Origin of the sequence: Thalassotalea litorea (genome assembly GCF_043642205.1) — a bacterium.
Taxonomy (GTDB): domain Bacteria; phylum Pseudomonadota; class Gammaproteobacteria; order Enterobacterales; family Alteromonadaceae; genus Thalassotalea_A; species Thalassotalea_A litorea.
This window is the reverse complement of sequence record NZ_JBHZSG010000025.1, coordinates 13,717-39,317: the sequence shown is the minus strand read 5'-3', so window position 1 is coordinate 39,317 and position 25,601 is coordinate 13,717. Positions and strand designations below refer to the sequence as shown.

Sequence of the window (25,601 nt, the reverse complement as noted above, 5' to 3'; positions counted from 1 at the left end):
ACGTTAGATGCGCCAATGTTATTAACGCCGATGCCAGCACAGCTTAAATTTTTCACCATAAAGGACGTTCCTCTTGATCAATGCCAGTAATCTTACTCTCGCCCGTGGCGTCAACCCTCTGTTTGAAGATGCCAGTTTTCGCATCCATCCCGGACATAAGGTTGGATTAGTTGGCGCAAATGGTTGTGGAAAATCGTCTTTTTTTGCGGCGTTAACCGGTAACCTTGGGATCGATCAGGGTATTTTAGAAATGCCCGGTGGCTGGCAGATTGCCACGGTAAAACAAGAAACTCCGGCATTATCGCAATCCGCACTCTCCTACGTGATCGACGGAGACACCGAATATCGCTCTTTGGAACAACAATTGGAATTCGCGCGCGCGCAGAATGATGGCAGTCGCGAAGCGGAGATCCTAAATCACATCGATGTCATTCAGGGATATAGCCTGGAGGCTCGGGCCGGTGAATTACTCAATGGTCTGGGTTTTATGCAGGAACAATTGCAAGATGCCGTCAGTAGCTTTTCTGGGGGATGGCGTATGCGTTTAAACCTCGCCCAGGCACTGATCAGTCGAGCCGATTTGATGTTGCTTGATGAGCCAACAAACCATTTAGATTTAGATGCGGTTTTATGGCTACAACGCTGGTTAAAACGCTATACCGGTACCTTAGTACTGATTTCCCATGACCGTGATTTCCTTGATAACGTTATCAGCCAAACTCTGCATATTGAACATCGTAAAGCCCGTTTATACAGTGGCAATTACACCAGTTTTGAACGTCAGCGAGCCGAGCAACTTGCCCAGCAAGAAGCCATGTATCAAAAACAGCAACGGGAAGTGAAACACCTAACATCATTTGTTGATCGATTCCGGGCCAAAGCCAGTAAAGCGAAACAAGCACAAAGTCGTTTAAAACGATTGCAAAAATTACCCGATTTAATGCCCGCGCACGTGGACAGCCAATTTCAGTTCCGCTTTATCAATCCCGATTACATGCCTTATCCTTTACTGACGCTGGAGCACAGTGACTGTGGCTACGGCCATGAAAATACCATATTAGAAGATGTGAAAATCAATCTGGTGCCAGGATCTCGAATAGGTCTTCTAGGTCGTAACGGTGCTGGTAAATCTACCTTAATCAAATCCCTGGCCGGTGAACTAAACCTCAACAGTGGCACTCGGTTTTGTGCGCAGGAACTGACGATAGGCTATTTTTCGCAGCACCAGTTAGAACAATTATCGTTAGATTCAACACCGTTAAACCAGTTGTTACTGGCGCACCCTGAAATGACCGATCTGGAGGGCCGTAATCACCTTGGTCGCTTTGGTTTTAGTGGCGATCAGGCGTTAGGGCAAATCAATACCATGTCTGGTGGCGAAAAAGCGCGATTGGTCCTTGCTCTGATAGTCTTGCAAAAACCTCAGCTATTGCTACTCGATGAACCAACCAACCACCTGGATATCGAAATGCGTCAAGCGTTAGTCATGGCGCTACAGGAATTTGACGGTGCGATAATACTAATTGCTCACGATAGGTTCTTATTGGAATCCTGTGTCGATGAATTTTATCTGGTTGGTAACGGTAAAGTTGAACCCTTCAGTGGCGACATCGATGATTATCAGCGTTGGCTTGATGAGGATAAGAAAGCCGCAAAACAACTTGGTAAAATCGACAAAGAGCTTCCCAAGGTGGATAAAAAAGAACAGCGCCGACAACAGGCTGAGCTTCGCAAAAAAGCAGCGCCTCTAAAGAAAAAGGCCAATAAGTTAGAGCAACAAATTGAAAGTTGGCAAACGCAACTAGATACCATTGAACAGGAACTGGCGTTAAGCGAGACCTATGATGCCAACAACAAAGACCGTCTTGCTGAGCTGCTGCAAGAGCAGGGCAAACTTAAGCCAAACATTGAAACCGCCGAAGAAGAGTGGATGGAACTGTTAGAAAAAATTGAAGACATTATTGACGAGTAACTCACAGGCAGAGCAAGGCATTAACCTATTGCCTTGCTCTGTGTATAGGTACAGTTTGGTAATGAATTGCGATGATGACATCTCTGTCATAATCGTTAACTTGCACCGTCATCCGTCATTTGCAATAGACTCTCGTAATCCAAACCGTGATTTTTTGCAAAACCTTCAGAAAAGGATAAGTGGATACGTTTCGGTAAATTCTACACTGTTTCAGGTAAGAGCAGCAGATATAATACATGACCTGCTGTTTTCCTTAAAAAATGAAGCCAGAGTCCTGAACCCTGCGATCTTATTTTAGCGATCTTTCAGCGCCTCAGACATCGCCTTAATATGATCCGGGCCCATTCGACAACACCCACCAATAATACTGGCACCGGCATTAACCCAGCGTAAGGCAGATGTTGCACTACTCTGAGGGTCGGCATTTCCATCCCAGGTTTTGCTATCTGGGTGATAACATTCCCCGGAATTTGGATAAACTAATAGCGGTTTTCGAGTAACCTGTTGACCGCGTTTCAGTAACGATTCGACATATTCAGGGGCGGTACAATTAATCCCAACAGCAATAATCTCGGCGCAATTTTCAACCGAGACAATCGCATCGGTAAACAAGGAACCCTCGCAAATCTGCGACAGATTTTGACAGGAAAAGCTGATCCAACCTGGTTGGTTATTCTCGGTAAGTAATGTTGCAATCACCTTTGCCTCCTGAATAGAAGGTATCGTCTCGCACGCAAAAAAATCAGCGCCCGCTTGCGCTAATAGCGACATCCTTTGAGAATGGAATTTATATAATGTTTCATCACTCACCCCATAATTGCCTCGATATTCTGAACCATCGGCAAGGTAAGCCCCGTAAGGACCGATACTCGCTGCAACAAAAGGCCGCGATGCAGTACTACTTTCCTCGACATACGAATCAACGGCTTTTTTTGCCAATGTTACCGACAACTTAAGTGCGTCTATCGCTTTCTCTTTTGATAATCCAAGCGTTTCAAAACCCGCGACAGAAGCCTGGTAACTGCTGGTAATAATGCATTGCGCCCCGGCACGTAGATAGGCCAAATGCGCATTAATGATCGCATCTGGGTCTTCGAGCAATAGCTTGGCAGACCACATGGGATGATTTAAATCATGCCCTTGATGTTCCAATTGAGTTGCGAGACCACCATCAATCAGCAAAACCCGGCCATTGTCTAGGCTGTGTTTTAGTGCCTCTATTCGCTTGCTTTGCATCTGCCCTTATTTCCTGTCTAAGTCAGAACCATCGTGTCGCTCACGCAACTGCTCATGCTCTTCGCCCCAGGTGCGATTCACTTTACGGCCGCGGATCACCGCAGGTCTTTCATCAATCGCGTTTGCCCAGCGCTGCACGTTTTTGTATTCATGTACCGATAAAAACTCTGCGGCATCGTACAAACGTCCCAAGACTAAAGCCCCATACCAAGGCCAGATCGCCATATCGGCAATGGTATAATCATCGCCACACATATAGGTATTTTCAGCCAGATGAATATCTAGCACACTAAGCTGACGTTTTGCTTCCATAGCAAAGCGATTAATTGGGTACTCAAATTTCTCTGGCGCATAGGCATAAAAGTGACCAAAGCCACCTCCTAAAAATGGTCCGCTTCCAACCTGCCAGAATAACCAGGACAGACATTCTGCTCGCGCTGAACCTTCGCTTGGGAGAAACTCATCAAACTTTTCTGCCAGATGCATTAATATTGCACCAGATTCAAAAATTGGAACATCCTTATCACCACTTTTATCTAACAATGCCGGAATTTTCGAATTCGGATTAACGTCAACAAAGCCAGAGCTAAACTGCTCACCTTCGCCAATGTCGGTCAAATGGGCGTCGTACTCTGCCTCAGCAATGCCTTTAGCCAGTAACTCTTCAAACATGATGGTTACTTTCACACCATTAGGTGTCGCTAGGGAATAAAGCTGAAATGGATGCTTGCCCACAGGCAAATCCTTTTTATGGGTAGCGCCAGCAATTGGCCGGTTTATGTTGGCAAACTTACCGCCACTGGCAGTATCCCAGGTCCAGACTTTTGGTGGTTCGTAAACGTTTTCACTCATAACATACTCATTCTGATCGTTATCATTGTTCATTAATATGGGTATCGCCCACTGGTTTGGCTAACAAGACCTTAATCGAGCTCATTCAATTCCAGCTCAGCTGGCCAAAAATATCGCGCATTGATATACGCAACATTACAAAATAGCGATTGATTCACTATCGAAAAAACATCGATTGGTTTCTCTGCCTATCCTATGCCTTTTTACTGCTATTGCAATTACCTCAGTTCAAATGCGATGAGTAAATACATATTTTCTGATGACTACAGGTTCACGTTTAGGGCTTAGGCGACTAGGCTCACGCTATACCAAGCAACACTAAATCCGTTTAGATAGATGCCGACAAATTCCTTTCCAGAACCAGAGTCGTCATCAAATTTGTCAGTCAAAACACTGGTAATAACACCCACAAGTAAAACAAAATAGTATATTGGCCTTTCTCAATAGCGACTCAGGATTAGCATTACCGTATACATTCAACTCCGACCAGTGGGTTTCGCGAGCGAAAAACCATCAAAACACTGGAGCTTTCCATCAATCGGTTTATAATTTCCGCGGTCAAAAATTAAGGCATTCATGAGTAAATCCAGTAATTTCAAACCCGCCTGGTGGCTAAAAAACCGTCACCTGCAAACCATGGCGGCAAAAATATTAAGAAAAAATGAATCAATACAGGTTGTTGAAGAAACCCTGGAATTGAGCGACGGCGACTTTTTGGATCTCGTATGGACAGAAGAACCGCAAGCATCACCGGAAAAACCGATTGTTTTGGTTCTGCATGGCTTGGAAGGTTCTATCGACAGTCATTATGCCAAAGGCATGATGAATGCCATTGCGCAGCGTGGATGGGTTGGCCTGCTGATGCATTTTCGCGGGTGTAGCGGTCGTCCCAACCGGCATGCGCAATCCTATCACTCAGGTGCAACCGACGACGTGCATTTTCTGACGCAGTTATTGAAACAAAGATTTTCGCATCGTCAATTCGGTATCCTGGGGTTTTCTCTTGGTGGTAACGTACTTGCCAAATATTTAGCAGAAGATAATGCAGCAATTTATACAAGTGCCGTTGTTATCTGTGCGCCCTTGCATTTAGCCAGCTGTGCGCAACAAATTAATAAAGGTTTCTCCAAGGTTTATCAAAAATACCTGGTCGATATGCTCAAAGACAGCACCTCTGAGAAAGTTGCAATGAAGCTCATCAAACACATCGATCATGATGAGTTAAAGGCAATTACGTCTCTATACGATTTTGATCAGAAAGTCACAGCCCCCTTAAATGACTTTAAAGATGCCAATGATTATTATGAACAAGCCAGTGGGATTTTTGTCTTAGATAAAATAAATCGTCCAACGTTAATACTGCATGCACAAGACGATCCTTTTCTTTGTAACGATCATATTATGGCAATGGACATTAGCAATCCTCACATCACCTTTGAGATCAGTAAATATGGTGGGCACGTTGGTTTTATCGCTGGTACGAATCCATTTAAGCCTATGTATTGGCTGGAAGAACGCGTGTTAGATCATATTGGCGCACACTTTAATGACATTGCTAAGGACATTGACTGACATGATCATTCCAGTAGAACAACTGCAACAGGATACCTTGCTCGCCATCATTGACGAATTTATTCTTCGCGAAGGGACGGACTACGGCTTGCAGGAATGCTCCCATCAACAAAAAGTGTTGCAGATTCAGGAGCAATTAACATCCGGACGGTTAGTTATTGTTTTTTCTGAAGCTTATGAAACGGTTAACATTATGCTCGCCGAGCAGTTTCAACAACAATCAGCATCGGATCCCTCCTAAGCAAAGATGTACGTTAGCAAAAACGTACGCTATCGCTTACGGCACTATTTATCGTTTTCCAGAGTCAATACAAAAGAAACCGGTATCGCGCTGGCGATGGCATCTAAGCCGGCGATGTCCGTCAACTGCTTGATTCCATCTAAGAGTGAAAATTCCGCAGCCTGAATAATGGTGGGCTGAGTCGATGTTACGACTAATTTATCCTTTGCTTCCATAAACACGGCGCACGAAATCGTTACCATGCGCGCTTGTCCATGCAACTCCAGCTTACCATCGATGTTGAACTGTTTCATTTCCCCGGGGACCAGAGACGCCAGCAAACCGTTGGGAAGCTTAGCGGTTAATACCGCTTCGGAATATTTTGATGTTTCAAACAGCATTTCCTGCATACGCGTATCGCGAATATCAATACCGGTTGCAACTGAGCTTAAATCTATTATTACCTTAACCTCGCCATCGTCAGTGACGCTGGCGTTAAAGCTTTTAAATTCATGGGTTTCTGCAATAGCATTTTTCTTAATACTGATAAAGCTTAAGGAAGAAGAATGATCAAGCGATTGCCAGCCAGCCAGCGCTGGCAGCGAACACAAAGAAAGCAGGGAAGCAATGATGGTTAACGGTAACGTCGCTTTTGTAATCATAGGATTGTGCATGTATTTCTCCATAATCGGCGTAATCGCCAATAACATTCTCGACAGCGATTAATAATCTCGTTGGCACCGATACGGTTTAACGACCTCTCGCCACGGGATATTTTGGTTGCCAAGTGCAATGAAATCGGGATTCATCAGGCTTTCTCGTTTATTGTAGCTTAGCGGATTAAACTCACTGTCCAGAATCGTACCACCGGCTTCTTCCAGAATGACCTGACTCGCGCCTGTATCCCACTCTCCGGTGGGGCCGGTGCGAATATAAAAATCCGCGACACCTTCAGCAATTAAACAGCTTTTAAGGGAACAACTCCCAAAGGGGATATGCTCAAACGATATATGCTCATGAAGATATTGGGTGACGTTAGCCAAAGCCTGCCGTCGGCTCACTGCCATATTCAACGATCGTTTGCCATCGTACGCTGCCACTTGCAAGCGGTCCTCTTTGCCATTGGCATCGCGTTTAAAGCACCCACGACCTTTCTCGGCAAAATAAGTATATTGGTGAGATGGCGCATGGATAACGCCAATTGCCGGCCAGCCGTCAACCACGAGGGCAATATTTACCGCAAAATCACCACTACCGGCAATAAATTCACCGGTACCGTCAATCGGATCCAGTAACCAATAACGTTGCCAACGGCTCCGTTGCGACAGTGTTTGCGCATCACTTTCTTCAGAGATAATTGGAATATCCGGGGAGCGTCGCTTAAGTTCTTCAATCATTATCTGATTGGCGGCAATATCCGCTGATGTCACCGGACTCAAATCGTCTTTTTGATACTGACTGAAATCACCTTGCTGGTAGATTTCCATGACCTTTTCACCAGCTTTTAGCGCTGTATCAATGGCAATTTGCAACAATTTATCGGTCATCAGGTACCTCGATAAAATCCTTGAGCAGCAATAACGCGGCAATACTTCGAGCTTCAGTAAAATCCGGTTGGGCTAATAAAGACTTATAGTCACTCAACCGCCAATGCACAACTTCCAGAGGCTCGGGTTCATCACCTTCCAAAACACTTTCGTATAAATCTCTGGCAATAAAAATATCCATTTGCGCGTTGAAAAAAGCCGGTGCCATACAAACCTGATGCAGATGGGTCCAGTGATTTGCGCCAAAACCGACTTCTTCCTGAAGCTCTCGATTGGCAGCTTGCTGTTTCTGCTCTCCGGGATCAATCAGCCCTTTTGGAAAGCCTAACTGATAATTATGAGTTCCGGCACAATATTCGCGGATCAGTAACAAGGTATCATCGTCGAGCAAAGGCACCACCATAACGGCGCCCTGACCACTGCCTTTTATTTTCTCAAAGCTGCGTTCAGCCCCATTACTAAATTTTAAATCAAGCTGTTCAACCGCGACTAATCGGCTTCGCGCAACTTCTTTACAAGCAACGATTTGAGGTAATGTTTTTTGTTTAGATTTATCCATAACGAATACGTGGCTTAACTTCCCGTTTTAACTAAACCAAGGCTTATGCTCAGGAAAACAACTTTGAAAAGATTGAAGATATCATACCAATTCTGATAGATATGTGAACGACTCAATCTACCCAAGCGCTAATTTAGATTCTGGTTGAATGCACACTTACTTATAAGAATGGGTATAGTATACTGCTCTAAACGTATTTTGTAGGGAAATGCCATGTTTGATTGGTCAAAAATTGATACCGTACTTCTGGACATGGATGGCACGTTACTAGATTTGCATTTCGATAATCACTTCTGGAAAAATCACCTGCCGCAGCGCTATGCACAACATCACGACATCAGTCATGACGATGCTCATCAAGTCCTGTCTTCTGGATATGAAGAAGTTGCAGGAACCATAGACTGGTACTGTTTGGATTACTGGGCAAAAAAAACCCAGCTTCCTATTGTTGAATTAAAAAAAGAAGTTCAGCATTTAATTCAGATGCGAGATGATGCTCATGATTTTCTGGTAGCGTTAAAACAAGCCAACAAAGATATTATTCTAGTCACCAATGCCCATCCAGATGCTCTGCAGTTAAAAATAGAAAGAACCGGTCTGGACAAGTATTTTGATGTTTTGATTTCTACCCATCAGTTTGGGGTCACCAAAGAGTCGCAACTGTTATGGCAACGGTTACAACAGCATTTACAATTTGATAAAGCCCGAACCTTATTTGTGGATGACAGCCTGCCAATTTTGCAAAGTGCAAAAACCTACGGTATCGCAAACCTACTCGCTATCGCAAATCCTGATAGTCAATTGCCCAGCAATCCTATCGCTGAGTTTCATTCTATCGAGCATTATCAAGAAGTTATCCCACATATCTGCTAAAACTCGAATCGTGTCTTATACTCATCAAATTGACAACGCTTCTGGCAAGCCAGCAAACCTATCGTCGTCAGAGTAAAAGAATTAGACCGTAGCCTATGCATATTACCAAACTAGACATTAGTGAATCCGAGTCCGGATACCAGTTAACTGGCTGGTGTAATGACTTTAAGCTCTATTATCACTTCCCCAGAAATATTAAACCTCGTCTTTGCGCCGACCCATTCGTCGCCGCCAGTTTACTCAGCGCCATGTATCTGAACGAAGATATTGTTATTGACGATGAATGGCAAATATCCCCAGAGCTATTATCAAACCTGAATAAAATCCAGGATATTTTTAGTCGCTGGGAACAATATCTTGGCTATAAGCTGCACAAAATTAGCATCCATGGAGGCACGGTTGTAGAGGCACCCAGCCACTTTGATCAAACCGTCAGTTTTTTTTCTGGCGGTGTCGATGGTTCGCACACGTTCTTAACCAACAAAGACGATATCGACGCATTATTGTTTGTCAAAGGCATTGATATGCAGCTCGACAACGATGCGCTATTTGCTGAAACATCACGCGTAAATCGAGACTATCTCCAGCAATATGATAAACCGTTATACACCATTACCTCGAACGTGCGTTTTTTAGGGCATCACTTTGGGGTGAAATGGGGCGCTTGTTGTGGCGGCGGTCTCAGCAGCATCGCGTTAGCGGTTGGGGCCCGAAAATGCCTGATTGCGTCAGGGTCGAGCTACGATTACATCTATCCGTCCGGTACCAACTATATTAGCGATCACTTATGGGGAAATCTGCAAACCCGGATTGTTCACGATGGTGCACAATCTTCACGTTTGGATAAAATTCGTGCCATTGCAGAAGATCCCAGATGCTTAAAAATATTGCGGGTTTGCTGGCATGATGATGGCTATAACTGCGGTAAATGTGAAAAGTGCTTAAGAACCATGGCAAGCCTCAGAGCACTGGCATTAAAGGTCGACACGTTTCCGCCTTTAACGGATGAAATAACCCGCACGCAACTGGCAAAAATAAAACTTTTTGATATTCACGATTATCAATTCCTGAAGGAAAATATCGAGCAGGCGAGACGGAGTAATGATCGGGTTTTGTTAAAGGCTCTGGAAAAAATCCAGGCGGATTTTGAACGTCGAAAATTAATGCGTGAGGCAGATAGAACCCTGTTCAACGGTCGTCTTCAATCCGTCAAACAGGGGTTTAGGAATTGGCGTAACGGTTTTCGTACCAATGTTAACGCCAATTAGTTTTGCTATTTGGCAGGGATAGCGGCCAGTACGTCCACTAATAGTTGCCAGTAACGGCTAACGCTGGCGATATCCACTTTCTCATCAGGAGAATGTGGATATTTTATTGTCGGACCAATCGACACCATATCTAAATGTGGGTACTCGGTTTTAAACAATCCGCATTCAAGACCCGCATGAATCACCATTATCTTGGGTTCATAGGCAAACCGCTCGACAAATACATCGCGTACGATATTCATGATTTTTGAATCGGTGCTTGGTTTCCAACCGGGATAGGCACCAGAAAATGTGACATCAACACCAGCCAGGCCATACACAGAAGATAAAATTTCTTCGACCTGACTGCGGCCATCATCGTGTAAGCTGCGGATCAGAGAAAGCACCACCAGTTTGTTGCCTTTCATTCTGACAACCCCTAGATTCACCGACGTCTCTACTACGCCAGGAACATCATCAGACATACGCAGCACACCATTTGGACTGGCATTTAAGGCATGCAAAATGGTTTGCTGACAGTCTTTAGTCCACATTTGCTCGAAGGTTTCCGGAGATATTAACAACAGGGATAAATCCGGCTCCACAATCGCCAAATTGGTTTTTAGCAATTGCTGATGCTCATCAACAAAGGATTTAAATGCATCGACCTGGGCAGTCGGTATCACCAAACTGGTGTTTGCTTCCCTTGGAATCGCATTACGTAGTGAGCCACCATTTAATTCAGTCAACTGGATATCAAACTTGCTTACCGCCAGATTCAACATCCGCACCAGAAGTTTATTGGCATTAGCACGACCGGTATGAATATCGACTCCCGAGTGACCACCCTTAAGTCCCGAAATCGACAAGTTAAAAGACTGGTATCCCTCAGGAACTGGCTCCATGGCTAATGCAAATGTTGCGCTGGCATCGACACCACCAGCACAGCCCATATAAATTTCACCATCTTGTTCAGAATCGGTATTGATCAGGATTTCCCCATCAAGCCAACCGGCTTTTAACCCAAATGCGCCTGACATACCGGCTTCTTCATCAATGGTCACCAGCAATTCCAGTGGCCCATGAGCAATATCATCACTCGCCAGCACCGCCATTGCAGAAGCCAGGCCGATGCCATTATCCGCGCCTAAAGTCGTACCTTTGGCCGTTACCCAATCACCATCAACATAAGCCTGAATAGGGTCCGTTAAAAAGTCATGCTCCGTATCGGCATTTTTCTGCGGCACCATATCCATATGCGCCTGTAAAATCACTCCGGGTCTGTCTTCCATACCCATGGTTGCCGGCTTTTTGATAAACAAATTACCCACGTCATCTTCTTTTACCGCAAGGCCTAACGCTGTCGCCCATTGCTGGATCCAGGCTGAAATTTTCTGCTCATGTTTTGAAGGATGTGGAATTTCACAAATGTTGGCGAAAATTTGCCAAAGGGGTTGCTCAGACAACTGCGCTAATGTCTTCATGGTGTCCTCAAGATTGTCGATACTACTGAACGTCTGCTAAAAACGAATTAACGTTCCTGCATTAAAAATTGCCATTGCTCGTTAAAGCTATCGCTAGGTTTTTTCTCAAAACCCGAACGTACATATTGATTAATTTTGCCTTCGCAATATGCCAGCAATAAATTAGCCAATGCCGATTCATTAATGCTAAACGCTTTGCCTTCACGCAATTTTCGTTCTCGAATAATTTGCTTAAACTGGGTTTCCAGCTTTTCGAAAAACTGATGCACCCGAGCCCGCAACCGTTCGTTTTCACCGACCAACGCATCACCAGCAAGAATACGGCACATCCCCGGATTACGTTCAGCGAAAATTAACACCACGTGCATAATGTGGTGGCATCGGGTTAATGTTTCTTTTTGCTCGCTCATAATCATATTGATACGAGAAAAGATAGACTCTTCAATATATTCAATCAAGCCTTCAAACATTCTTGCTTTAGAAGGGAAGTGGCGATACAAGGCCGCTTCTGAAAAACCCACTTCTGCGGCGAGTTTTGCGGTTGTAATTCTTTGCCCCGGACTAGTTTCCAACATATGTGCAAGACATTCCAGAATTTGCTGTCTGCGATTCGATTTTGGGTTTTCCGACATAATTATTCTTATTTAAGTTAAGTTAAACACAGCGCATCTCAACATTAAGATGCATTTTGGGGGCTTTTATTGAAATTTTTGAATATCTGCTCCACCAATTGACGAGCTAAGTTCAGTTTACTCGTTAGTGGCAAAGCAACACTACCTCCGGACCAGAACAAGGTTAGCGCATTGGTGTCGCTATTAAACCCATGGCCGGGAGCGGAAACATTGTTGGCACAAATCATTTGTAAGTTTTTCTTATGCAATTTGCCCAGCGCGTATTCTTCCACATTTTCGGTTTCCGCCGCAAATCCTACGGTAAATGGTGCATTATCCAGTGCCGCAACACTGGCCACGATATCTGGATTTTTTTGCAGCATAAGCTGTAATTGATCTGAAGATTTTTTGATTTTCTGGTTGGCGATTTCAGCTACGCGATAATCCGCAACTGCGGCACATGCGACAAACACCTGAGCATCTGGTGCTAACCGCAACGATCGTTCTTGCATCTCAATCGCGGTTTCAACATCAATACGTTCCACACCAAATGGCGTCGTGAGTTTTACCGGGCCACAGATTAAATACACCTTAGCGCCGGCCTGCTGTGCAGCCTGAGCAATTGCAAAGCCCATTTTTCCTGAACTATGATTGGAAATAAAGCGCACCGGATCCATAGGTTCACGGGTGGGGCCTGCGGTGATTACCCAGGTTTGACCGGCGAGATAACCGGCAGGTTCACCGGCATCAAAATAATCGATACAATGCTGACATAAATCTAATGGCTCAAGCATTCGACCAAAGCCAACATCCCCACAGGCTTGCTCCCCTTGACCAGGACCCCAGACCAATACACCTCGGCTCAACAATGACTCAATGTTTTGTTGAGTTATCTGGGTATGCCACATTTGCTGATTCATTGCCGGAGCAATGGCAATCGGTGCCGCTGTTGCCAGACAAATGGTGGTGAGTAAATCATTTGCCATACCGGCATTAATGCGGGCAATAATGTCGGCACTGGCTGGGGCGATTAAGATTAAATCCGCCCACTTGGCCAATTCAATATGGCCCATACCGGCTTCCGCCTCCGGATCCAACAAACTATCGGACACCGGATTACCAGAAACGGCCTGTAAGGTTAACGGCGTAATAAATGCCTTGCCACCTTCACTCATCACCACCCGGACGTTGGCTCCCTGCTCTTTAAGGCGACGAATTAAGTCTGCACTTTTGTAAGCCGCGATACCGCCACTGACACCGACGATGATGTTTTTATCCGTTAATTGCATTGCAACCTGCTAATTTTAGCTAAAGAAGGACACCCGAAGGTTCCTGATTAATAGGTTATTTTAATCCTGTCCCTTGGATGTTAGCAAGTACCAACACACGGTGAATAAATAACCACCCGTTAAATCTGTATAAATCATGGAAGGATCCAATGATAAAAGAAATGCCAAATGCGGAGCGGCCCAGAGAAAAACTGCTGACCTTAGGCCCACAGGCATTAACCAATAGCGAGCTATTAGCATTAGTCTTTCAAACCGGGAGCCGCACGACCAATGTTTTAGCCCTTGCCCACAATCTATTAAAGCAATTTGGGAATTTACAGGCGTTATTTGCGGCCGATGCGATCCAGTTTTGTCAAAGCCCCGGAGCTGGTATTGCCAAATATGCACAGCTACAAGCCTGCCTCATATTAACCCAGCGTTTGTTGCAAGAACCTCTCTCTCAACGTCAGGCGCTGCAAAGTTCAACCCAGACCAAACATTTCTTAATTGGCGCTTTGAAACTAGAGCCCCATGAAGTGTTCGCGGTGTTGTTTCTCGATAATCAACACCGGGTCATCAGTTTTAAAAAATTGTTTTACGGCACCATAGACGCCGCAACCGTCTATCCCAGGGTTATCGTAGAACAGGCATTGCAATTAGGCAGTTGCGCAGTCATTTTGAGTCACAACCACCCTTCAGGCATCGTCAAGCCCTCGCTTGCAGACAAACAGATTACTAAGCGGTTAATCCAGGCACTGGGGTTAATCGATGTCCGAGTACTGGACCATATTATTGTTGCCGGTCACCTAACATACTCGTTTGCCGAATGCGGCGATCTATAGCGTTAGCTATGGCACATTAACATTCGATTTACGCTTAACGCGTAAAACAACGTAATTTCTCAATAATTTGCCAAAAGCGTTGATTTTAATTTTTGTTTTAGGGAAAAGATCAGTATAATCGCGCCACCAGCAACAAACGTCTATTTTATAGGCGATAAAGCTTGATCAATAGAAATCGCGCCTGTATAATCTGCGGCCTTTTTCAGGATCCCGTAGGCGACGGCCTGGGGAGAAAATAGCTCGAGCTGAAATATTTTTTGGAGTGACTCAAATGTCTAAAGTTTGCCAAGTAACCGGCAAAAAACCGATGGTAGGTAATAACCGCTCTCACGCGATGAATGCTACTCGTCGTCGTTTTTTACCAAACCTACAAACGCACCGTTTCTGGGTTGAAAGCGAAAACCGCTTTGTAAAATTACGCGTAACCCCTAAAGGTATGCGTATTATCGATAAAAATGGTATCGATTCTGTACTAACAGATATCCGTGCCCGTGGTGAGAAAATCTAAGGAACTGAACCATGCGTGATAAAATCCGTTTAGTTTCATCTGCAGGTACTGGTCATTTTTATACTACTGACAAAAATAAAAAGACCATGCCAGAAAAGATGGAAATCAAAAAGTTTGATCCAAAAGTTCGCAAGCATGTGATCTATAAAGAAGCAAAAATCAAGTAATTGATGTTTCTATAAAAAAGCCGGTTTTTACCGGCTTTTTTTATGTCTGATTGCCTTCAACGAGCGATCAACACCTCTACACCAACGCCTTTTTTCGCCAGAATACAGGCTCGGCTCGGCTTACGACTTTACAAATACCCACAAAAACGCCTATTGTCTGTTGACTTGAAGACGAAACAACAAGCGGTGACCGCTAACGATAGACAACCCGCAGAGGGTGCAGAAAACAACCCCAAACTGACAATGACGCTGAGACGAACAGTCAAGTAAACACTGAGTAACGACCTGATAGTCGTCAATTATCCAACTGTATTGTGAATCATTAACTTATTATGCCTGAATTACCCGAAGTGGAAGTGTGCCGACAAGGCATTGAACCCCATGTATTAAAAAAAATCGTGGATAAAGTCATTGTCCGCAATCGCCAAATGCGCTGGCCTGTTTCTGAGGATATCAACGAGCTTCAGGGACAAGAAATTGTTGCGGTTGAACGCCGCGCCAAATATCTGCTACTCAAAACCGCAAAAGGCACCTTGCTCCTACATTTAGGCATGTCCGGAACCATTCGGGTAATCGATGAGGCATTCCCCCTTAAAAAGCACGATCACTTTGATCTGGTTTTAACCACAGGTAAAGCGCTGCGCTTAAACGACCCGCGACGTTTCGGCGCCATTTTATGGCTAAAAGGGGACGTTAGCTCTCACCCTTTATTACGTGCACTTGGACCAGAACCTTTAACAGACAACTTCCCTCAAGGCTATTTATATGAGAAGTCCCGTAATAAAACCGTACCGATAAAAACCTTTTTAATGAACAATCATGTCGTGGTTGGTGTCGGCAACATATACGCCAACGAGTCGTTATTTCAGGCAGGTATTCGACCAACAACACCCGCAGGTAAAATCAGTCGAAAGCGCTACGATGCGTTGACCCTTATCGTCAAAGACGTACTGGCCAAAGCCATTAAACAAGGCGGAACCACGTTAAAAGACTTTACTCAATCGGACGGTAAGCCTGGCTATTTTGCACAGGAATTACAGGTTTATGGCCGTGGTGGCGAAGCGTGTGTTGTTTGTGAGACAACCTTAAAAGAAATCAAACAGGGTGGCCGAGCAACGGTTTATTGTCCCAAATGTCAGGCCAGATAATCAAGGTGTCAGAGTTATTGATAGTGTTTCAACAACTCTGATCCCTTAATTTAAAGATTGGGTTGGTTAAACCTTGCCAGCTTTATTAAACAGGGTTTTGTCTAATGCTTCTTTGACATGCGGATGAACAAATCCACTAACGTCGCCACCGTGTAGTGAAACCTCTTTCACTAAGGTTGACGAGATAAAGGAATTTTCTTCCGCTGGCGTTAAAAACACACTTTCCAAGTCTGGTAGTAAACGACGATTCATATTGGCTAATTGAAATTCGTATTCAAAATCGGAAACCGCGCGCAAGCCTCGTATCAACACTTTAGCATTTACGGTCTGAGCAAAATCCACAAGCAAGCCACTAAATCCTTCAACACTCACGTTATCCAGATGTTTGGTGATGTTTTCTATCATCGCAACCCGCTGTGCTAACTCAAATCTTGGCTTTTTACTTGGCGATGCTGCAACGCCAACCACGACATGCTCAAATAAATCGGCTGCCCGTTCAATTAGGTCGAGATGGCCATTGGTAACCGGATCAAAGGTACCGGGATAGATTGCTTTGTTTTTCATGATACTGATTCAGCGAAAAATATTAGGCTCATTGTAACTGTGGATTTACGCAAAGCAAAATTATCTTCAAATGCGCTTAAAGTAAATACTCAAAAAAGTTCACTTTTGCTCGATTTAACGTGTATGATGTTAAAATTCGTACAATATTTGAGTATAGCAAGCGGCTGTATCATTCAGGATTTTATAGGGAATGAAAACTAGAGACAAAATCATCCACGCCAGCATTGAGTTATTCAATGAACAAGGCGAACGTAATATTACCACCAATCATATTGCGGCGCATTTGGGTATCAGCCCAGGCAATCTTTATTACCATTTTCGGAATAAAGAAGACATTATCTCTGCAATTTACGCAGAGTATGCCGATGATTTAATCTCCCAGTTCCAACGTTTATCCGATACCGAAAATCCGTTAGATTCTATCTTGAGATACATGGATATCGTATTTCAGCTCATTTCAAAATTCCGTTTTTTCTATTCCAATCTACCGGTTTTGTTAAGCAAAAATCCATCGTTAAAAAAGCGCTATTCTGAGATCCAACGGGAAATTATCAAGAAAGTATCCAGCATGTTGGTATCATTAAAAGAAGCGGACATTCTGAATATTAAAGAAGAAGAGCTGGATGATTTAACCTGTTTGTTGCGTATCACAACAACATTTTGGCTAAGTTACTTACAAACCCAGCACGACGAACCTGTCATTGATGATGCGGCTTTGTATCAGGGCTTGATGAAAATTTTCGCCTTGCTTAGCCCTTACGTGACCGAAAATGCCCGCGAAGAATTTGAGAAAGCTCGTGATCACTATCGTGAATTAGAGCAACAAGCTGCAGAATTGGCAATCACCGCGTAGACGTCTGCGCCAATTTATGTAGACGCAAACATATTACTTAAACTCAACAGCGCTGGTAACCTTGCATCAGCGCTTGCCAATCACTTTCCTGCCAATAAAATTGTGAAAGGGTGTTTTTCTCTTTTCGAAACGATCGCAATAAACGATCGAGGTTTTTCTGGCACCATGTCCCCATTGCTGGTTTTACGCTGCCCTGATCAAAATCAATCAACCACACGTTGTCATTGTCATCACACATAATGTTATGGCAATTAAGATCATGGTGAAAAATGCCATGCTGATGAAATTGATAAATGGTCGCCCCGATTTGCAGCCATTGCTCATGAGATAATGGCCCTTTTACAAGTTGTGCCACCAGATCCCGGGAATTGGCGATTAACCGTGTGATTATATCCGCCGAGTAGCTCAGGCCTTTGCGATGCACTTTAAAACCCACAGGCTCCGGCGCAGGCAAGCCCAAGGATTGCAAATGCATAAGCAATTGAAATTCTCTGGCGGCGCGGGTATTTAACACCGAGGTATACAGATAACTATCATTGAGAAACTTGCCAATTAGCCCACCGCGATAATAATGGCGAAGCACTAATTGATTGTCTTTGTGGGCAACAAAATACGTCGTACCTCTGCCGGTCGCTGTTCCGGTAACGGCCTGTTTTTCCTGCCAATATGACCCAGAAAACATATCCGGCTCAAAATCCACTAAAATATTGCCATAATAGGCACAGGTAATCGGGCCTTGTTGGAAAAGATTTAGCGACGATTGTTTTACAAATCTTTGCAGGTTCAAGATAATAAGCCTTTCATTTATTTCGTTGGCCAATAGTTGTCAGCCTTACGCGGATTATCATTTATGACAGAGCAGTACTCAAACCTAAAATCTCTTTGTATTCTCAGGTTGTCCGCGATTGGTGATGTTTGTCATGCCGTGGCTATGGTACAACAAATTCAAAAACACTATCCAGAAATAAAAATCACCTGGGTGCTCGGCAAAGTCGAATATCGATTGTTACAAGACCTGCCCGGCGTCGAATTTATCCTCTTCGATAAATCAAAAGGTTGGCAAGGATATCGGGAACTTAGACAGCAAATGCAAAATCGCGCATTTGACGTGCTGTTGCATATGCAGGTGGCATTACGGGCCAGCATCGCCAGTTTGTTTATCCCAGCCAATATTAAAATTGGCTTTGATAAAGCCAGAGCCAAAGAAGGCCAGTGGCTATTCACCAATAAAACCGTAGAGGCTCAGGACAATCCACATGTATTGGATGGCTTTATGGCCTTTGCCCGGGCCATCGGTGTTGTGACTGAAGCGCCACACTGGCTAATGCCCCACGGTGAACCAGATATCGCCTTCGTCGGGCAACATATTGATGATAGCAATTACGTGGTGATCTCGCCTGCAGCAAGTAAGGCTGAGCGCAATTGGCATGCACACGGCTATGCTCAAACCGCCGACTACTTAACAAAGCTTGGTTATCAGGTTGTTTTGTGTGGCGGTCCTGCCCCGTTAGAAATTGAACTAGCGCAAGCCATCACATCGCTATGCCAGCAAGCGCCATTAAATTTGGTGGGCAAAACGTCGTTAAAACAAATGCTGGCCGTTTTAGAACGTGCTCAGTTAGTGATTGCACCGGATACCGGACCGGCACATATGGCGGTTACCGTAAATACTCCCGTGATTGGCCTCTATGCTCATTCCAATCCCGAGCGCACTGGGCCTTATTTATATCGAGACAATGTGGTCAGTGTTTATCAGCAAGCCATTGAACAACAGCAGGGAAAACCTCTTGCCCAGATACCATTTGGCACCCGGGCCAAAGGCGAACTAATGCACTTAATAACCTTTGATATGGTACAAAGCCAAATCGATCAGATTATGGGCAAATAGCAAAGCTAGCCTTAGCGATAAATACTAGCCCCTAACTTGATGTTAATTCAGGAGTTGTTCGATTTCAGTTTGTGTACGTTGCGCTGCGCCTTGATTTTTCGCCAGTAGGGCTGCAGCGTTTTGGCCTAAGGCTTTGGCTTCATCGCGGGCGCCGAGCAAATGCTGAAGCTCATGTTGAAGATGTTGCTGCAGTTGTTGCGCAGATTGTTCCGCACCCACCTGAATCATGCCTTCAGCGCGCATTAACTGCTCACATACATCATTGAAATTCGCCATGTTAGGACCAACGACAATGGGTTTAGCAAAAAGTGCCGGCTCTAATGGATTGTGTCCTCCAACCTCAAAAAAGCTTCCGGCAACAATACAGATATCGGCGATACCATAAAAGGCGAGTAACTCTCCCAGCGTATCAACGAGCCAAACATCTGTTTGCTCACTGATAGCGTCATTGGCAGAACGACGCGCCACGGCAAGACCATGTTGCTGGCATAGATCCTGTACTTTATCAAAACGTTCGGGATGACGAGGTACCAGAACCAGTAATAAATCAGGATAGAGTTCTTTTACATCGATAAACGCTTTGATGATTAAAGCTTCTTCCCCTTGATGAGTACTGCCCGCAACCACCACTCGATGGTTCGCGATAGGCAATTGTCGTAAAGTCTCAACTTTTGTTTCCAACGCTTCGGTTAAGCGAATATCGTATTTCAAATTGCCGCTATGACTTACCCTCTCAGGTGCCGCCCCTAAAGAAATAAAGCGATCCCGGTTTTCGTCACTTTGGGCGAGGATTCGATGAAATTTATTTAATGCCGGTGAAATTAACCAACGCAGTTTTTGATAACTTGCCAAAGATTTTTGCGACAGGCGGGCGTTAATCAACAATAACGGAATATTGCGCTTAAATGTACTGTGAATCAGTTGCGGCCAAAGCTCAGTCTCCATTAAAATCAACAACCTAGGCTTTAATGTCGATAGAAACAGATTGACGCTTACTATATTATCTAGCGGGATGTAACAGTGTTGGACCCGGTCACCGAACTGTTTTGTCACCTGCGCCGATCCTGTTGGCGTAAACGTGGTAACGGTTAACGGTAATTCGGGATATTGTTTTAATAAGCCTTCAACAATCGGCTTGATGGCCATCACTTCACCGACACTGGCAGCATGCAGAATGATGCCACCGTGCTGTTGATTCCCAAGCCATCCGAGACGTTCGCCAATGCGTTGTCGATAAGCCACTTGTTTTCTGGAACGGACTAACAACGCCAAAACCAAAATAGGCGATAGAACCAACATTAATAGCTGATACAGCAAAAAAGAAAGCAAAAGAATAATCACATTAGGTTATTAAGCATAAATAAAATTATACGTGGGCGCGTTTAAATAACCAAATAGGACAATCAATCGATTGTTATAAATGACTATTTTTATTAAAAAACTATCTTTAATTAGAACGAAAAGGTACAACAACACGTATCTGTAACAGAACGTAAATCTATTAAAACATGTTCACAAACTGAGCACTGCTATAATTTTCTAAACGTATTCGGGAGTAAATTATGATCAAATCTCGCGCCGCTGTTGCCTGGGGAGCAGGCCAACCGCTAACCATTGAAGAAGTGAATGTACAACCTCCAAAAGCTGGTGAAGTGCTAGTAAGAATTGTCGCCAGTGGTGTCTGTCATACTGATGCATTTACCTTAAGTGGTGATGATCCTGAAGGTATTTTTCCCAGCATACTCGGCCATGAAGGCGGTGGAGTTGTTGAAGAAGTCGGCGAAGGCGTAACCAGTGTTGCGGTTGGCGATCACGTGATCCCGCTGTACACGCCAGAGTGTGGCCAATGTAAGTTTTGTTTATCCGGTAAAACCAACCTTTGTCAGAAAATTCGCGCAACCCAAGGCCAAGGGCTAATGCCCGATGGCACGACCCGGTTTTCGTTGCATGGCAGTGATATTTTCCATTATATGGGCACCTCAACGTTTTCCGAATATACCGTCCTGCCAGAGATAGCGCTGGCGAAAATTAACAAACAAGCACCGTTAAAAGAAGTCTGTTTATTAGGCTGTGGGGTTACAACCGGCATGGGCGCTGTCGTCAATGCCGCCGATGTCAAACCCGGCGATACCGTTGCGGTATTTGGCCTTGGTGGTATTGGCCTGTCGGTCATCATCGGCGCGGTCATGGCCGGTGCACAACGCATTATTGCCGTGGATATCAATACCAATAAATTTGAGTTAGCGACTAAACTGGGCGCTACCGATTGCATTAATCCACAAGACTATAGCGATCCGATTCAAGACGTGATTGTTGATCTCACCGATGGCGGAGTGGACTATTCGTTCGAATGCATAGGAAATGTTCATACCATGCGTTCAGCGCTGGAATGCTGCCACAAAGGCTGGGGCGAATCCGTTATCATCGGTGTCGCCGGCGCAGGGCAGGAAATCAGCACTCGTCCATTTCAGCTGGTTACCGGGCGTGTCTGGCGCGGCACCGCGTTTGGCGGCGTTAAAGGTCGATCGCAATTGCCCGGCTACGTTGAAGATTATCTGGCGGGAAAATTTCGTCTGGATGATTTTATTACCCATACCATGGGACTTAAGGACATCAATCATGCTTTTGAGCTGATGCACGAAGGTAAGAGTATTCGTTCCGTCATTCATTTTGATAAGTAGTGTAAATTCATCACTCAATATTAGCCAAGCCATTGTAATTAATGGCTTGTATTCATCCATAATTCAGATATATACGAGACGCATTTATGACCACAGCCTTATGTCGCGTAAGCAGCAATCGCATGTTTTCCGGCCGCCACCAAAGATTCAGTCACTATTCGGATGTTAATCACTGCAAAATGACATTTGCGATATACCAGCCGGCTCTTGCTAGCGAGCAAGCCCTGCCAGTACTCTATTGGTTATCCGGTCTAACCTGTAATGATGAAAATTTTAGTACTAAGGCCGGTGCACAAAAGATTGCTGATGAACTCGGGATAACCCTGGTCATGCCTGATACCAGCCCAAGAGGCGAAGAGGTGCCAGACGATGAAAATGGCGACTATGATTTTGGCCTCGGTGCAGGGTTTTACGTAAACGCCACGCAAGCCCCTTATCGCAATAACTACCAGATGTATGATTACATTACCAAAGAGTTACCATTGATTATTGCAGAAAACTTTAATGTCACCGACAACAAGTCCATCGCCGGTCACTCCATGGGTGGCCATGGCGCCTTGATTTGTGCTATTAAAAACCCCGGTATGTATCAATCAGTCAGTGCTTTTGCTCCCATCACCAACCCCAGCGATTGTCCTTGGGGACAAAAAGCCCTGACAGGCTATCTTGGTGACAACCCAGATAACTGGCATCCATGGGACAGCTGTGAATTGATAAAACGTCTTCAGGATAACGATCCATTTTTAACCTTACCGGTAAAAGTTTCGCAGGGCCTGGCCGATGATTTTCTGCAACAACAATTGAAACCTCAGGCGTTGATTGAGGCTTGCGATGCCAGAGGCAAAACCCTGGATTACACCGGCGTTGAAGGTTTTGATCATAGTTATTTTTTTATTGCTTCGTATATCGAAGAGCATTTGCGCTTCCATCGTAAATATTTATGAACAATTTAAACAAGCATGAAAGCCAGATTGCGGGGCTTTTAAGGCAATAAGCTAAGTAGTTGCAGTACAATAATGTTTTTTAAGTTCTAGATACCGTTAAATGGCCTCAGGCCTTTAATTCACGGGGAATAAGCGTACAATAGCCGCCAATTTTTCCGGCGGTTCCACTATGTTTTTTGAGGCGCACATGACATCAAACTTTATCCAACACCTCCAGCAACAAATTGACCAGGTAAAAGACGAAGGTCTGTACAAAGCAGAACGCGTCATTACCTCCGCACAGCAGGCCGAAATCGCGGTCAGTAGCGGTGCAGATGTCATCAATTTTTGTGCAAACAATTACCTGGGCTTAGCCAACCACCCAGATCTGATTGCCGCAGCCAAAGCTGGCCTTGATGATCACGGCTTTGGCATGGCATCCGTGCGCTTTATTTGTGGTACTCAGGATATCCATAAAACGTTAGAGCAGAAACTAAGTCAGTTCCTTGGCATGGAAGATACCATTCTTTATTCTTCTTGTTTCGACGCCAACGCTGGTCTGTTTGAAACCATCTTGGGTCCGGAAGATGCGATTATCTCCGATGCTTTGAACCACGCGTCTATCATAGATGGCGTACGGTTATGTAAAGCCAAACGATTTCGTTATGCCAATAACGATATGCAAGAATTGGAAGCTCAGTTAATCGCTGCCGATGATGCTGGCGCGCGTTACAAATTGATCGCCACCGACGGTGTTTTTTCCATGGACGGCGTGATTGCCAACCTCAAGGGTATTTGTGATTTGGCCGACAAATACAATGCCCTGGTGATGGTCGATGATTCCCACGCCGTTGGTTTTGTCGGTGAAGATGGCCGTGGCTCCCATGAATATTGTCAGGTAATGGGTCGCGTCGATATCATTACCGGAACTCTGGGCAAAGCTATGGGTGGCGCTTCTGGTGGTTATACGTCCGGTAAAAAAGAAATCGTGGAATGGCTACGTCAACGTTCGCGTCCATACTTATTTTCAAACTCACTGGCGCCAGCAATTGTCAGCGCGTCGATTAAAGTTATCGACATGCTAGCCCAAGGTGGTGAGTTGCGTCAGACCTTAAAATCGAATGCCGCCTATTTCCGTGAAAAGATGGAAGCTGCAGGTTTTACCTGTGCTGGTGCAGATCATGCCATCGTGCCCGTTATGCTGGGTGACGCGAAAATTGCCGCGGATATGGCCAATCGACTGTTAGCCGAAGGAGTTTATGTGATTGGTTTCTCTTTCCCTGTTGTACCGAAAGGCCAGGCGAGAATTCGTACGCAGATATCTGCCGCTCATACACAAGCGCAACTGGATAAAGCCATCGATGCTTTCATCCGTATCGGTAAAGACATGGGCGTGATTTAAGAGCAATAGACGATGAAATCCTTAGCAAAACTAAAAGCCGAACCAGGCATCTGGATGACCGATTCACCAAAACCAGAAATGGGTCATAACGATTTATTAATTAAGATAAAGAGAACCGCCATTTGCGGCACAGATATTCATATCTACAACTGGGACGAATGGTCGCAAAAAACCATTCCTGTGCCTATGGTCGTAGGCCATGAATATGCCGGGGAAGTTGTCGATATGGGCCAGGAAGTACGTGGTTTTAGTATCGGCGACAGAGTATCAGGCGAAGGCCACATCACCTGTGGTCATTGCCGTAATTGTCGCGCTGGCCGTCGTCATTTATGCAACAACACTTTTGGAGTCGGCGTTGATCGTACCGGTAGTTTTGCCGAATATCTGGTGATCCCTGCATACAACGCATTTAAATTACCCGATGAAATCAGCGACGACTTAGCGGCGATTTTTGACCCGTTCGGCAATGCCGTTCATACCGCATTATCCTTTGACTTGGTTGGTGAAGATGTTCTAATTACCGGCGCAGGTCCCATTGGTATCATGGCTGCTGCGGTTGCCAGACACGTTGGCGCCCGCCATGTCGTGATCACCGACATTAATGAATATCGTTTGGATTTAGCCCGAAAAATGGGGGCAACCCGTGCCGTCAATGTAAGTCAGGAAAGCCTTAAAGATGTAATGAACGATCTTGGCATGACTGAAGGTTTTGACGTTGGCATGGAAATGTCCGGTGTGCCAATGGCATTTAGCGATATGCTCGATAACATGAACAATGGTGGCAAGATTGCCATGCTAGGTATTCCCGGACAAGACATGGCTATCGACTGGAGCAAAGTGATATTCAAAGGCTTAACCATCAAAGGAATTTATGGTCGAGAGATGTTTGAAACCTGGTATAAGATGGCCTCCCTGATCCAGTCCGGCCTGGATTTATCGCCAATCATCACCCATCACTTCCCAATCGATGATTTCCAGCAGGGGTTTGACGCCATGTTATCAGGTAACTCAGGGAAGGTTATTCTCCACTGGGATTAGCCTGCCAGACAAACGCTTCGGCTTACCGGGCAATGTTTACAAAATCGTAAATTCCATGGTCATATTCGTGTGGCCATGGCACTTCCCTGCTTTAACTTCCTCATCAGGATTGCTAACATCCTGATATCTAAATACGACAGAGATTT

General features: G+C 44.8%; 26 protein-coding genes. 15 read left to right on the top strand and 11 right to left on the bottom strand.

The annotated features are described in order from the left end of the window. Nucleotides 1–73 precede the first annotated feature (73 nt). Nucleotides 74–1,972 carry an ATP-binding cassette domain-containing protein gene (locus tag ACHUFQ_RS11545; RefSeq protein WP_394175711.1) on the top strand — a complete coding sequence of 633 codons (1,899 nt, stop codon included), beginning with the start codon at nucleotides 74–76 and terminating at the stop codon, nucleotides 1,970–1,972. Nucleotides 1,973–2,266: 294 nt separating this feature from the next. Here ACHUFQ_RS11545 and mmuM read toward each other — a convergent pair whose 3' ends face one another. Together mmuM and yghU are read right to left on the bottom strand one after the other, a co-directional pair. Beyond that, nucleotides 2,267–3,208 (bottom strand): homocysteine S-methyltransferase, encoded by a 942-nt coding sequence (gene mmuM, locus ACHUFQ_RS11540; RefSeq protein WP_394175709.1) that lies wholly within the window; start codon nucleotides 3,206–3,208, stop codon nucleotides 2,267–2,269. A gap of 6 nt (nucleotides 3,209–3,214) precedes the next feature. Beyond that, nucleotides 3,215–4,060, bottom strand: coding sequence for a glutathione-dependent disulfide-bond oxidoreductase (gene yghU / locus ACHUFQ_RS11535; protein ID WP_394175707.1), 846 nt, complete (start codon nucleotides 4,058–4,060; stop codon nucleotides 3,215–3,217). A 576-nt stretch (nucleotides 4,061–4,636) separates the two neighbouring features. Between yghU and ACHUFQ_RS11530 the strand changes: the two genes are divergently transcribed. Both ACHUFQ_RS11530 and ACHUFQ_RS11525 read left to right on the top strand, forming a co-directional pair. After that, on the top strand, nucleotides 4,637–5,632 hold the full coding sequence (locus ACHUFQ_RS11530) for a hydrolase (RefSeq protein ID WP_394175706.1): 996 nt from the start codon (nucleotides 4,637–4,639) through the stop codon (nucleotides 5,630–5,632). Nucleotide 5,633: 1 nt separating this feature from the next. Beyond that, nucleotides 5,634–5,873, top strand: a complete 240-nt coding sequence (locus tag ACHUFQ_RS11525; RefSeq protein WP_394175704.1) for a YheU family protein — start codon at nucleotides 5,634–5,636, stop codon at nucleotides 5,871–5,873. A gap of 44 nt (nucleotides 5,874–5,917) precedes the next feature. Here the strand turns inward: ACHUFQ_RS11525 and ACHUFQ_RS11520 are convergent, their stop codons facing one another. The 3 genes from ACHUFQ_RS11520 to nudE are packed head-to-tail and all read right to left on the bottom strand — an operon-like array spanning nucleotide 5,918 to nucleotide 7,958. Continuing rightward, nucleotides 5,918–6,526: a YceI family protein gene (locus ACHUFQ_RS11520; protein ID WP_394175702.1), complete on the bottom strand. Its 609-nt coding sequence runs from the start codon at nucleotides 6,524–6,526 to the stop codon at nucleotides 5,918–5,920. Between the two features lie 48 nt (nucleotides 6,527–6,574). After that, complete coding sequence (cysQ, locus tag ACHUFQ_RS11515; protein ID WP_394175700.1) at nucleotides 6,575–7,399, bottom strand: 3'(2'),5'-bisphosphate nucleotidase CysQ; 825 nt, start codon at nucleotides 7,397–7,399, stop codon at nucleotides 6,575–6,577. Next, nucleotides 7,389–7,958, bottom strand: a complete 570-nt coding sequence (gene nudE, locus ACHUFQ_RS11510) for an ADP compounds hydrolase NudE (protein WP_394175698.1) — start codon at nucleotides 7,956–7,958, stop codon at nucleotides 7,389–7,391. The genes cysQ and nudE overlap by 11 nt, the downstream gene beginning before the upstream one ends. Nucleotides 7,959–8,171: 213 nt before the next feature. On the opposite strand from nudE, the gene yrfG reads away from it, so the two are divergent. Beyond that, nucleotides 8,172–8,831 (top strand): GMP/IMP nucleotidase, encoded by a 660-nt coding sequence (gene yrfG / locus ACHUFQ_RS11505; protein WP_394175696.1) that lies wholly within the window; start codon nucleotides 8,172–8,174, stop codon nucleotides 8,829–8,831. Between the two features lie 95 nt (nucleotides 8,832–8,926). Beyond that, nucleotides 8,927–10,099, top strand: coding sequence for a hypothetical protein (locus ACHUFQ_RS11500; RefSeq protein WP_394175694.1), 1,173 nt, complete (start codon nucleotides 8,927–8,929; stop codon nucleotides 10,097–10,099). Nucleotides 10,100–10,104: 5 nt separating this feature from the next. Here the strand turns inward: ACHUFQ_RS11500 and ACHUFQ_RS11495 are convergent, their stop codons facing one another. Genes ACHUFQ_RS11495 through coaBC form a run of 3 tightly spaced genes read right to left on the bottom strand, consistent with a single transcriptional unit; the run spans nucleotide 10,105 to nucleotide 13,462 of the window. Beyond that, complete coding sequence (locus ACHUFQ_RS11495; protein ID WP_394175692.1) at nucleotides 10,105–11,562, bottom strand: aminoacyl-histidine dipeptidase; 1,458 nt, start codon at nucleotides 11,560–11,562, stop codon at nucleotides 10,105–10,107. Between the two features lie 47 nt (nucleotides 11,563–11,609). Then, entirely contained in the window at nucleotides 11,610–12,194 is a 585-nt protein-coding gene (gene slmA, locus ACHUFQ_RS11490; RefSeq protein WP_394175690.1) for a nucleoid occlusion factor SlmA, read from the bottom strand. Nucleotides 12,195–12,238: 44 nt separating this feature from the next. Then, the gene (gene coaBC / locus ACHUFQ_RS11485; protein ID WP_394175688.1) at nucleotides 12,239–13,462 is read right to left on the bottom strand and encodes a bifunctional phosphopantothenoylcysteine decarboxylase/phosphopantothenate--cysteine ligase CoaBC; all 1,224 of its coding nucleotides are present in this window, start codon (nucleotides 13,460–13,462) and stop codon (nucleotides 12,239–12,241) included. A 149-nt stretch (nucleotides 13,463–13,611) separates the two neighbouring features. Here coaBC and radC point away from each other — a divergent pair, with 149 nt between their 5' ends. From radC to mutM, 4 genes are all read left to right on the top strand, one after another. Then, nucleotides 13,612–14,283, top strand: coding sequence for a RadC family protein (gene radC / locus ACHUFQ_RS11480; protein WP_394175686.1), 672 nt, complete (start codon nucleotides 13,612–13,614; stop codon nucleotides 14,281–14,283). Between the two features lie 271 nt (nucleotides 14,284–14,554). Further along, a complete protein-coding gene (gene rpmB, locus ACHUFQ_RS11475) occupies nucleotides 14,555–14,791 on the top strand; it encodes a 50S ribosomal protein L28 (protein WP_394175684.1) in 237 nt (78 codons plus the stop codon). A gap of 11 nt (nucleotides 14,792–14,802) precedes the next feature. Further along, on the top strand, nucleotides 14,803–14,958 hold the full coding sequence (gene rpmG / locus ACHUFQ_RS11470; protein ID WP_136735743.1) for a 50S ribosomal protein L33: 156 nt from the start codon (nucleotides 14,803–14,805) through the stop codon (nucleotides 14,956–14,958). A gap of 332 nt (nucleotides 14,959–15,290) precedes the next feature. Beyond that, nucleotides 15,291–16,106, top strand: a complete 816-nt coding sequence (gene mutM, locus ACHUFQ_RS11465) for a bifunctional DNA-formamidopyrimidine glycosylase/DNA-(apurinic or apyrimidinic site) lyase (RefSeq protein WP_394175682.1) — start codon at nucleotides 15,291–15,293, stop codon at nucleotides 16,104–16,106. Nucleotides 16,107–16,172: 66 nt separating this feature from the next. Here the strand turns inward: mutM and coaD are convergent, their stop codons facing one another. Further along, complete coding sequence (gene coaD / locus ACHUFQ_RS11460) at nucleotides 16,173–16,670, bottom strand: pantetheine-phosphate adenylyltransferase (protein ID WP_394175680.1); 498 nt, start codon at nucleotides 16,668–16,670, stop codon at nucleotides 16,173–16,175. A gap of 190 nt (nucleotides 16,671–16,860) precedes the next feature. Between coaD and ACHUFQ_RS11455 the strand changes: the two genes are divergently transcribed. Continuing rightward, nucleotides 16,861–17,523 (top strand): TetR/AcrR family transcriptional regulator, encoded by a 663-nt coding sequence (locus ACHUFQ_RS11455; protein ID WP_394175678.1) that lies wholly within the window; start codon nucleotides 16,861–16,863, stop codon nucleotides 17,521–17,523. Between the two features lie 43 nt (nucleotides 17,524–17,566). Here the strand turns inward: ACHUFQ_RS11455 and ACHUFQ_RS11450 are convergent, their stop codons facing one another. Then, entirely contained in the window at nucleotides 17,567–18,310 is a 744-nt protein-coding gene (locus ACHUFQ_RS11450; RefSeq protein ID WP_394175676.1) for a 3-deoxy-D-manno-octulosonic acid kinase, read from the bottom strand. 63 nt (nucleotides 18,311–18,373) lie between these two features. Between ACHUFQ_RS11450 and ACHUFQ_RS11445 the strand changes: the two genes are divergently transcribed. Continuing rightward, nucleotides 18,374–19,411, top strand: a complete 1,038-nt coding sequence (locus tag ACHUFQ_RS11445) for a glycosyltransferase family 9 protein (protein WP_394175675.1) — start codon at nucleotides 18,374–18,376, stop codon at nucleotides 19,409–19,411. 42 nt (nucleotides 19,412–19,453) lie between these two features. Here ACHUFQ_RS11445 and waaA read toward each other — a convergent pair whose 3' ends face one another. Continuing rightward, on the bottom strand, nucleotides 19,454–20,752 hold the full coding sequence (waaA, locus tag ACHUFQ_RS11440) for a lipid IV(A) 3-deoxy-D-manno-octulosonic acid transferase (RefSeq protein WP_394175673.1): 1,299 nt from the start codon (nucleotides 20,750–20,752) through the stop codon (nucleotides 19,454–19,456). Nucleotides 20,753–20,973: 221 nt separating this feature from the next. Between waaA and ACHUFQ_RS11435 the strand changes: the two genes are divergently transcribed. The 4 genes from ACHUFQ_RS11435 (at nucleotide 20,974) to tdh (ending at nucleotide 25,455) form a co-directional block, all read left to right on the top strand. Then, nucleotides 20,974–22,092 (top strand): S-(hydroxymethyl)glutathione dehydrogenase/class III alcohol dehydrogenase, encoded by a 1,119-nt coding sequence (locus tag ACHUFQ_RS11435; RefSeq protein ID WP_394175671.1) that lies wholly within the window; start codon nucleotides 20,974–20,976, stop codon nucleotides 22,090–22,092. 86 nt (nucleotides 22,093–22,178) lie between these two features. Beyond that, on the top strand, nucleotides 22,179–23,036 hold the full coding sequence (gene fghA / locus ACHUFQ_RS11430) for an S-formylglutathione hydrolase (RefSeq protein WP_394175669.1): 858 nt from the start codon (nucleotides 22,179–22,181) through the stop codon (nucleotides 23,034–23,036). A 187-nt stretch (nucleotides 23,037–23,223) separates the two neighbouring features. Continuing rightward, nucleotides 23,224–24,417: a glycine C-acetyltransferase gene (locus tag ACHUFQ_RS11425; RefSeq protein ID WP_394175667.1), complete on the top strand. Its 1,194-nt coding sequence runs from the start codon at nucleotides 23,224–23,226 to the stop codon at nucleotides 24,415–24,417. Between the two features lie 12 nt (nucleotides 24,418–24,429). Next, on the top strand, nucleotides 24,430–25,455 hold the full coding sequence (gene tdh, locus ACHUFQ_RS11420; RefSeq protein WP_394175666.1) for an L-threonine 3-dehydrogenase: 1,026 nt from the start codon (nucleotides 24,430–24,432) through the stop codon (nucleotides 25,453–25,455). The last annotated feature ends 146 nt before the right edge of the window (nucleotides 25,456–25,601 follow it).

Bases quoted from the DNA above. Each gene is read 5' to 3' on its own strand.
- mmuM (WP_394175709.1), bottom strand. From the start codon at position 3,208: ATGCAAAGCAAGCGAATAGAGGCACTAAAACACAGCCTAGACAATGGC.
- yghU (WP_394175707.1), bottom strand. From the start codon at position 4,060: ATGAGTGAAAACGTTTACGAACCACCAAAAGTCTGGACCTGGGATACT.
- ACHUFQ_RS11530 (WP_394175706.1), top strand. From the start codon at position 4,637: ATGAGTAAATCCAGTAATTTCAAACCCGCCTGGTGGCTAAAAAACCGT.
- ACHUFQ_RS11525 (WP_394175704.1), top strand. From the start codon at position 5,634: ATGATCATTCCAGTAGAACAACTGCAACAGGATACCTTGCTCGCCATC.
- ACHUFQ_RS11520 (WP_394175702.1), bottom strand. From the start codon at position 6,526: ATGCACAATCCTATGATTACAAAAGCGACGTTACCGTTAACCATCATT.
- cysQ (WP_394175700.1), bottom strand. From the start codon at position 7,399: ATGACCGATAAATTGTTGCAAATTGCCATTGATACAGCGCTAAAAGCT.
- nudE (WP_394175698.1), bottom strand. From the start codon at position 7,958: ATGGATAAATCTAAACAAAAAACATTACCTCAAATCGTTGCTTGTAAA.
- yrfG (WP_394175696.1), top strand. From the start codon at position 8,172: ATGTTTGATTGGTCAAAAATTGATACCGTACTTCTGGACATGGATGGC.
- ACHUFQ_RS11500 (WP_394175694.1), top strand. From the start codon at position 8,927: ATGCATATTACCAAACTAGACATTAGTGAATCCGAGTCCGGATACCAG.
- ACHUFQ_RS11495 (WP_394175692.1), bottom strand. From the start codon at position 11,562: ATGAAGACATTAGCGCAGTTGTCTGAGCAACCCCTTTGGCAAATTTTC.
- slmA (WP_394175690.1), bottom strand. From the start codon at position 12,194: ATGTCGGAAAACCCAAAATCGAATCGCAGACAGCAAATTCTGGAATGT.
- coaBC (WP_394175688.1), bottom strand. From the start codon at position 13,462: ATGCAATTAACGGATAAAAACATCATCGTCGGTGTCAGTGGCGGTATC.
- radC (WP_394175686.1), top strand. From the start codon at position 13,612: ATGATAAAAGAAATGCCAAATGCGGAGCGGCCCAGAGAAAAACTGCTG.
- rpmB (WP_394175684.1), top strand. From the start codon at position 14,555: ATGTCTAAAGTTTGCCAAGTAACCGGCAAAAAACCGATGGTAGGTAAT.
- rpmG (WP_136735743.1), top strand. From the start codon at position 14,803: ATGCGTGATAAAATCCGTTTAGTTTCATCTGCAGGTACTGGTCATTTT.
- mutM (WP_394175682.1), top strand. From the start codon at position 15,291: ATGCCTGAATTACCCGAAGTGGAAGTGTGCCGACAAGGCATTGAACCC.
- coaD (WP_394175680.1), bottom strand. From the start codon at position 16,670: ATGAAAAACAAAGCAATCTATCCCGGTACCTTTGATCCGGTTACCAAT.
- ACHUFQ_RS11455 (WP_394175678.1), top strand. From the start codon at position 16,861: ATGAAAACTAGAGACAAAATCATCCACGCCAGCATTGAGTTATTCAAT.
- ACHUFQ_RS11445 (WP_394175675.1), top strand. From the start codon at position 18,374: ATGACAGAGCAGTACTCAAACCTAAAATCTCTTTGTATTCTCAGGTTG.
- ACHUFQ_RS11435 (WP_394175671.1), top strand. From the start codon at position 20,974: ATGATCAAATCTCGCGCCGCTGTTGCCTGGGGAGCAGGCCAACCGCTA.
- fghA (WP_394175669.1), top strand. From the start codon at position 22,179: ATGACCACAGCCTTATGTCGCGTAAGCAGCAATCGCATGTTTTCCGGC.
- ACHUFQ_RS11425 (WP_394175667.1), top strand. From the start codon at position 23,224: ATGACATCAAACTTTATCCAACACCTCCAGCAACAAATTGACCAGGTA.
- tdh (WP_394175666.1), top strand. From the start codon at position 24,430: ATGAAATCCTTAGCAAAACTAAAAGCCGAACCAGGCATCTGGATGACC.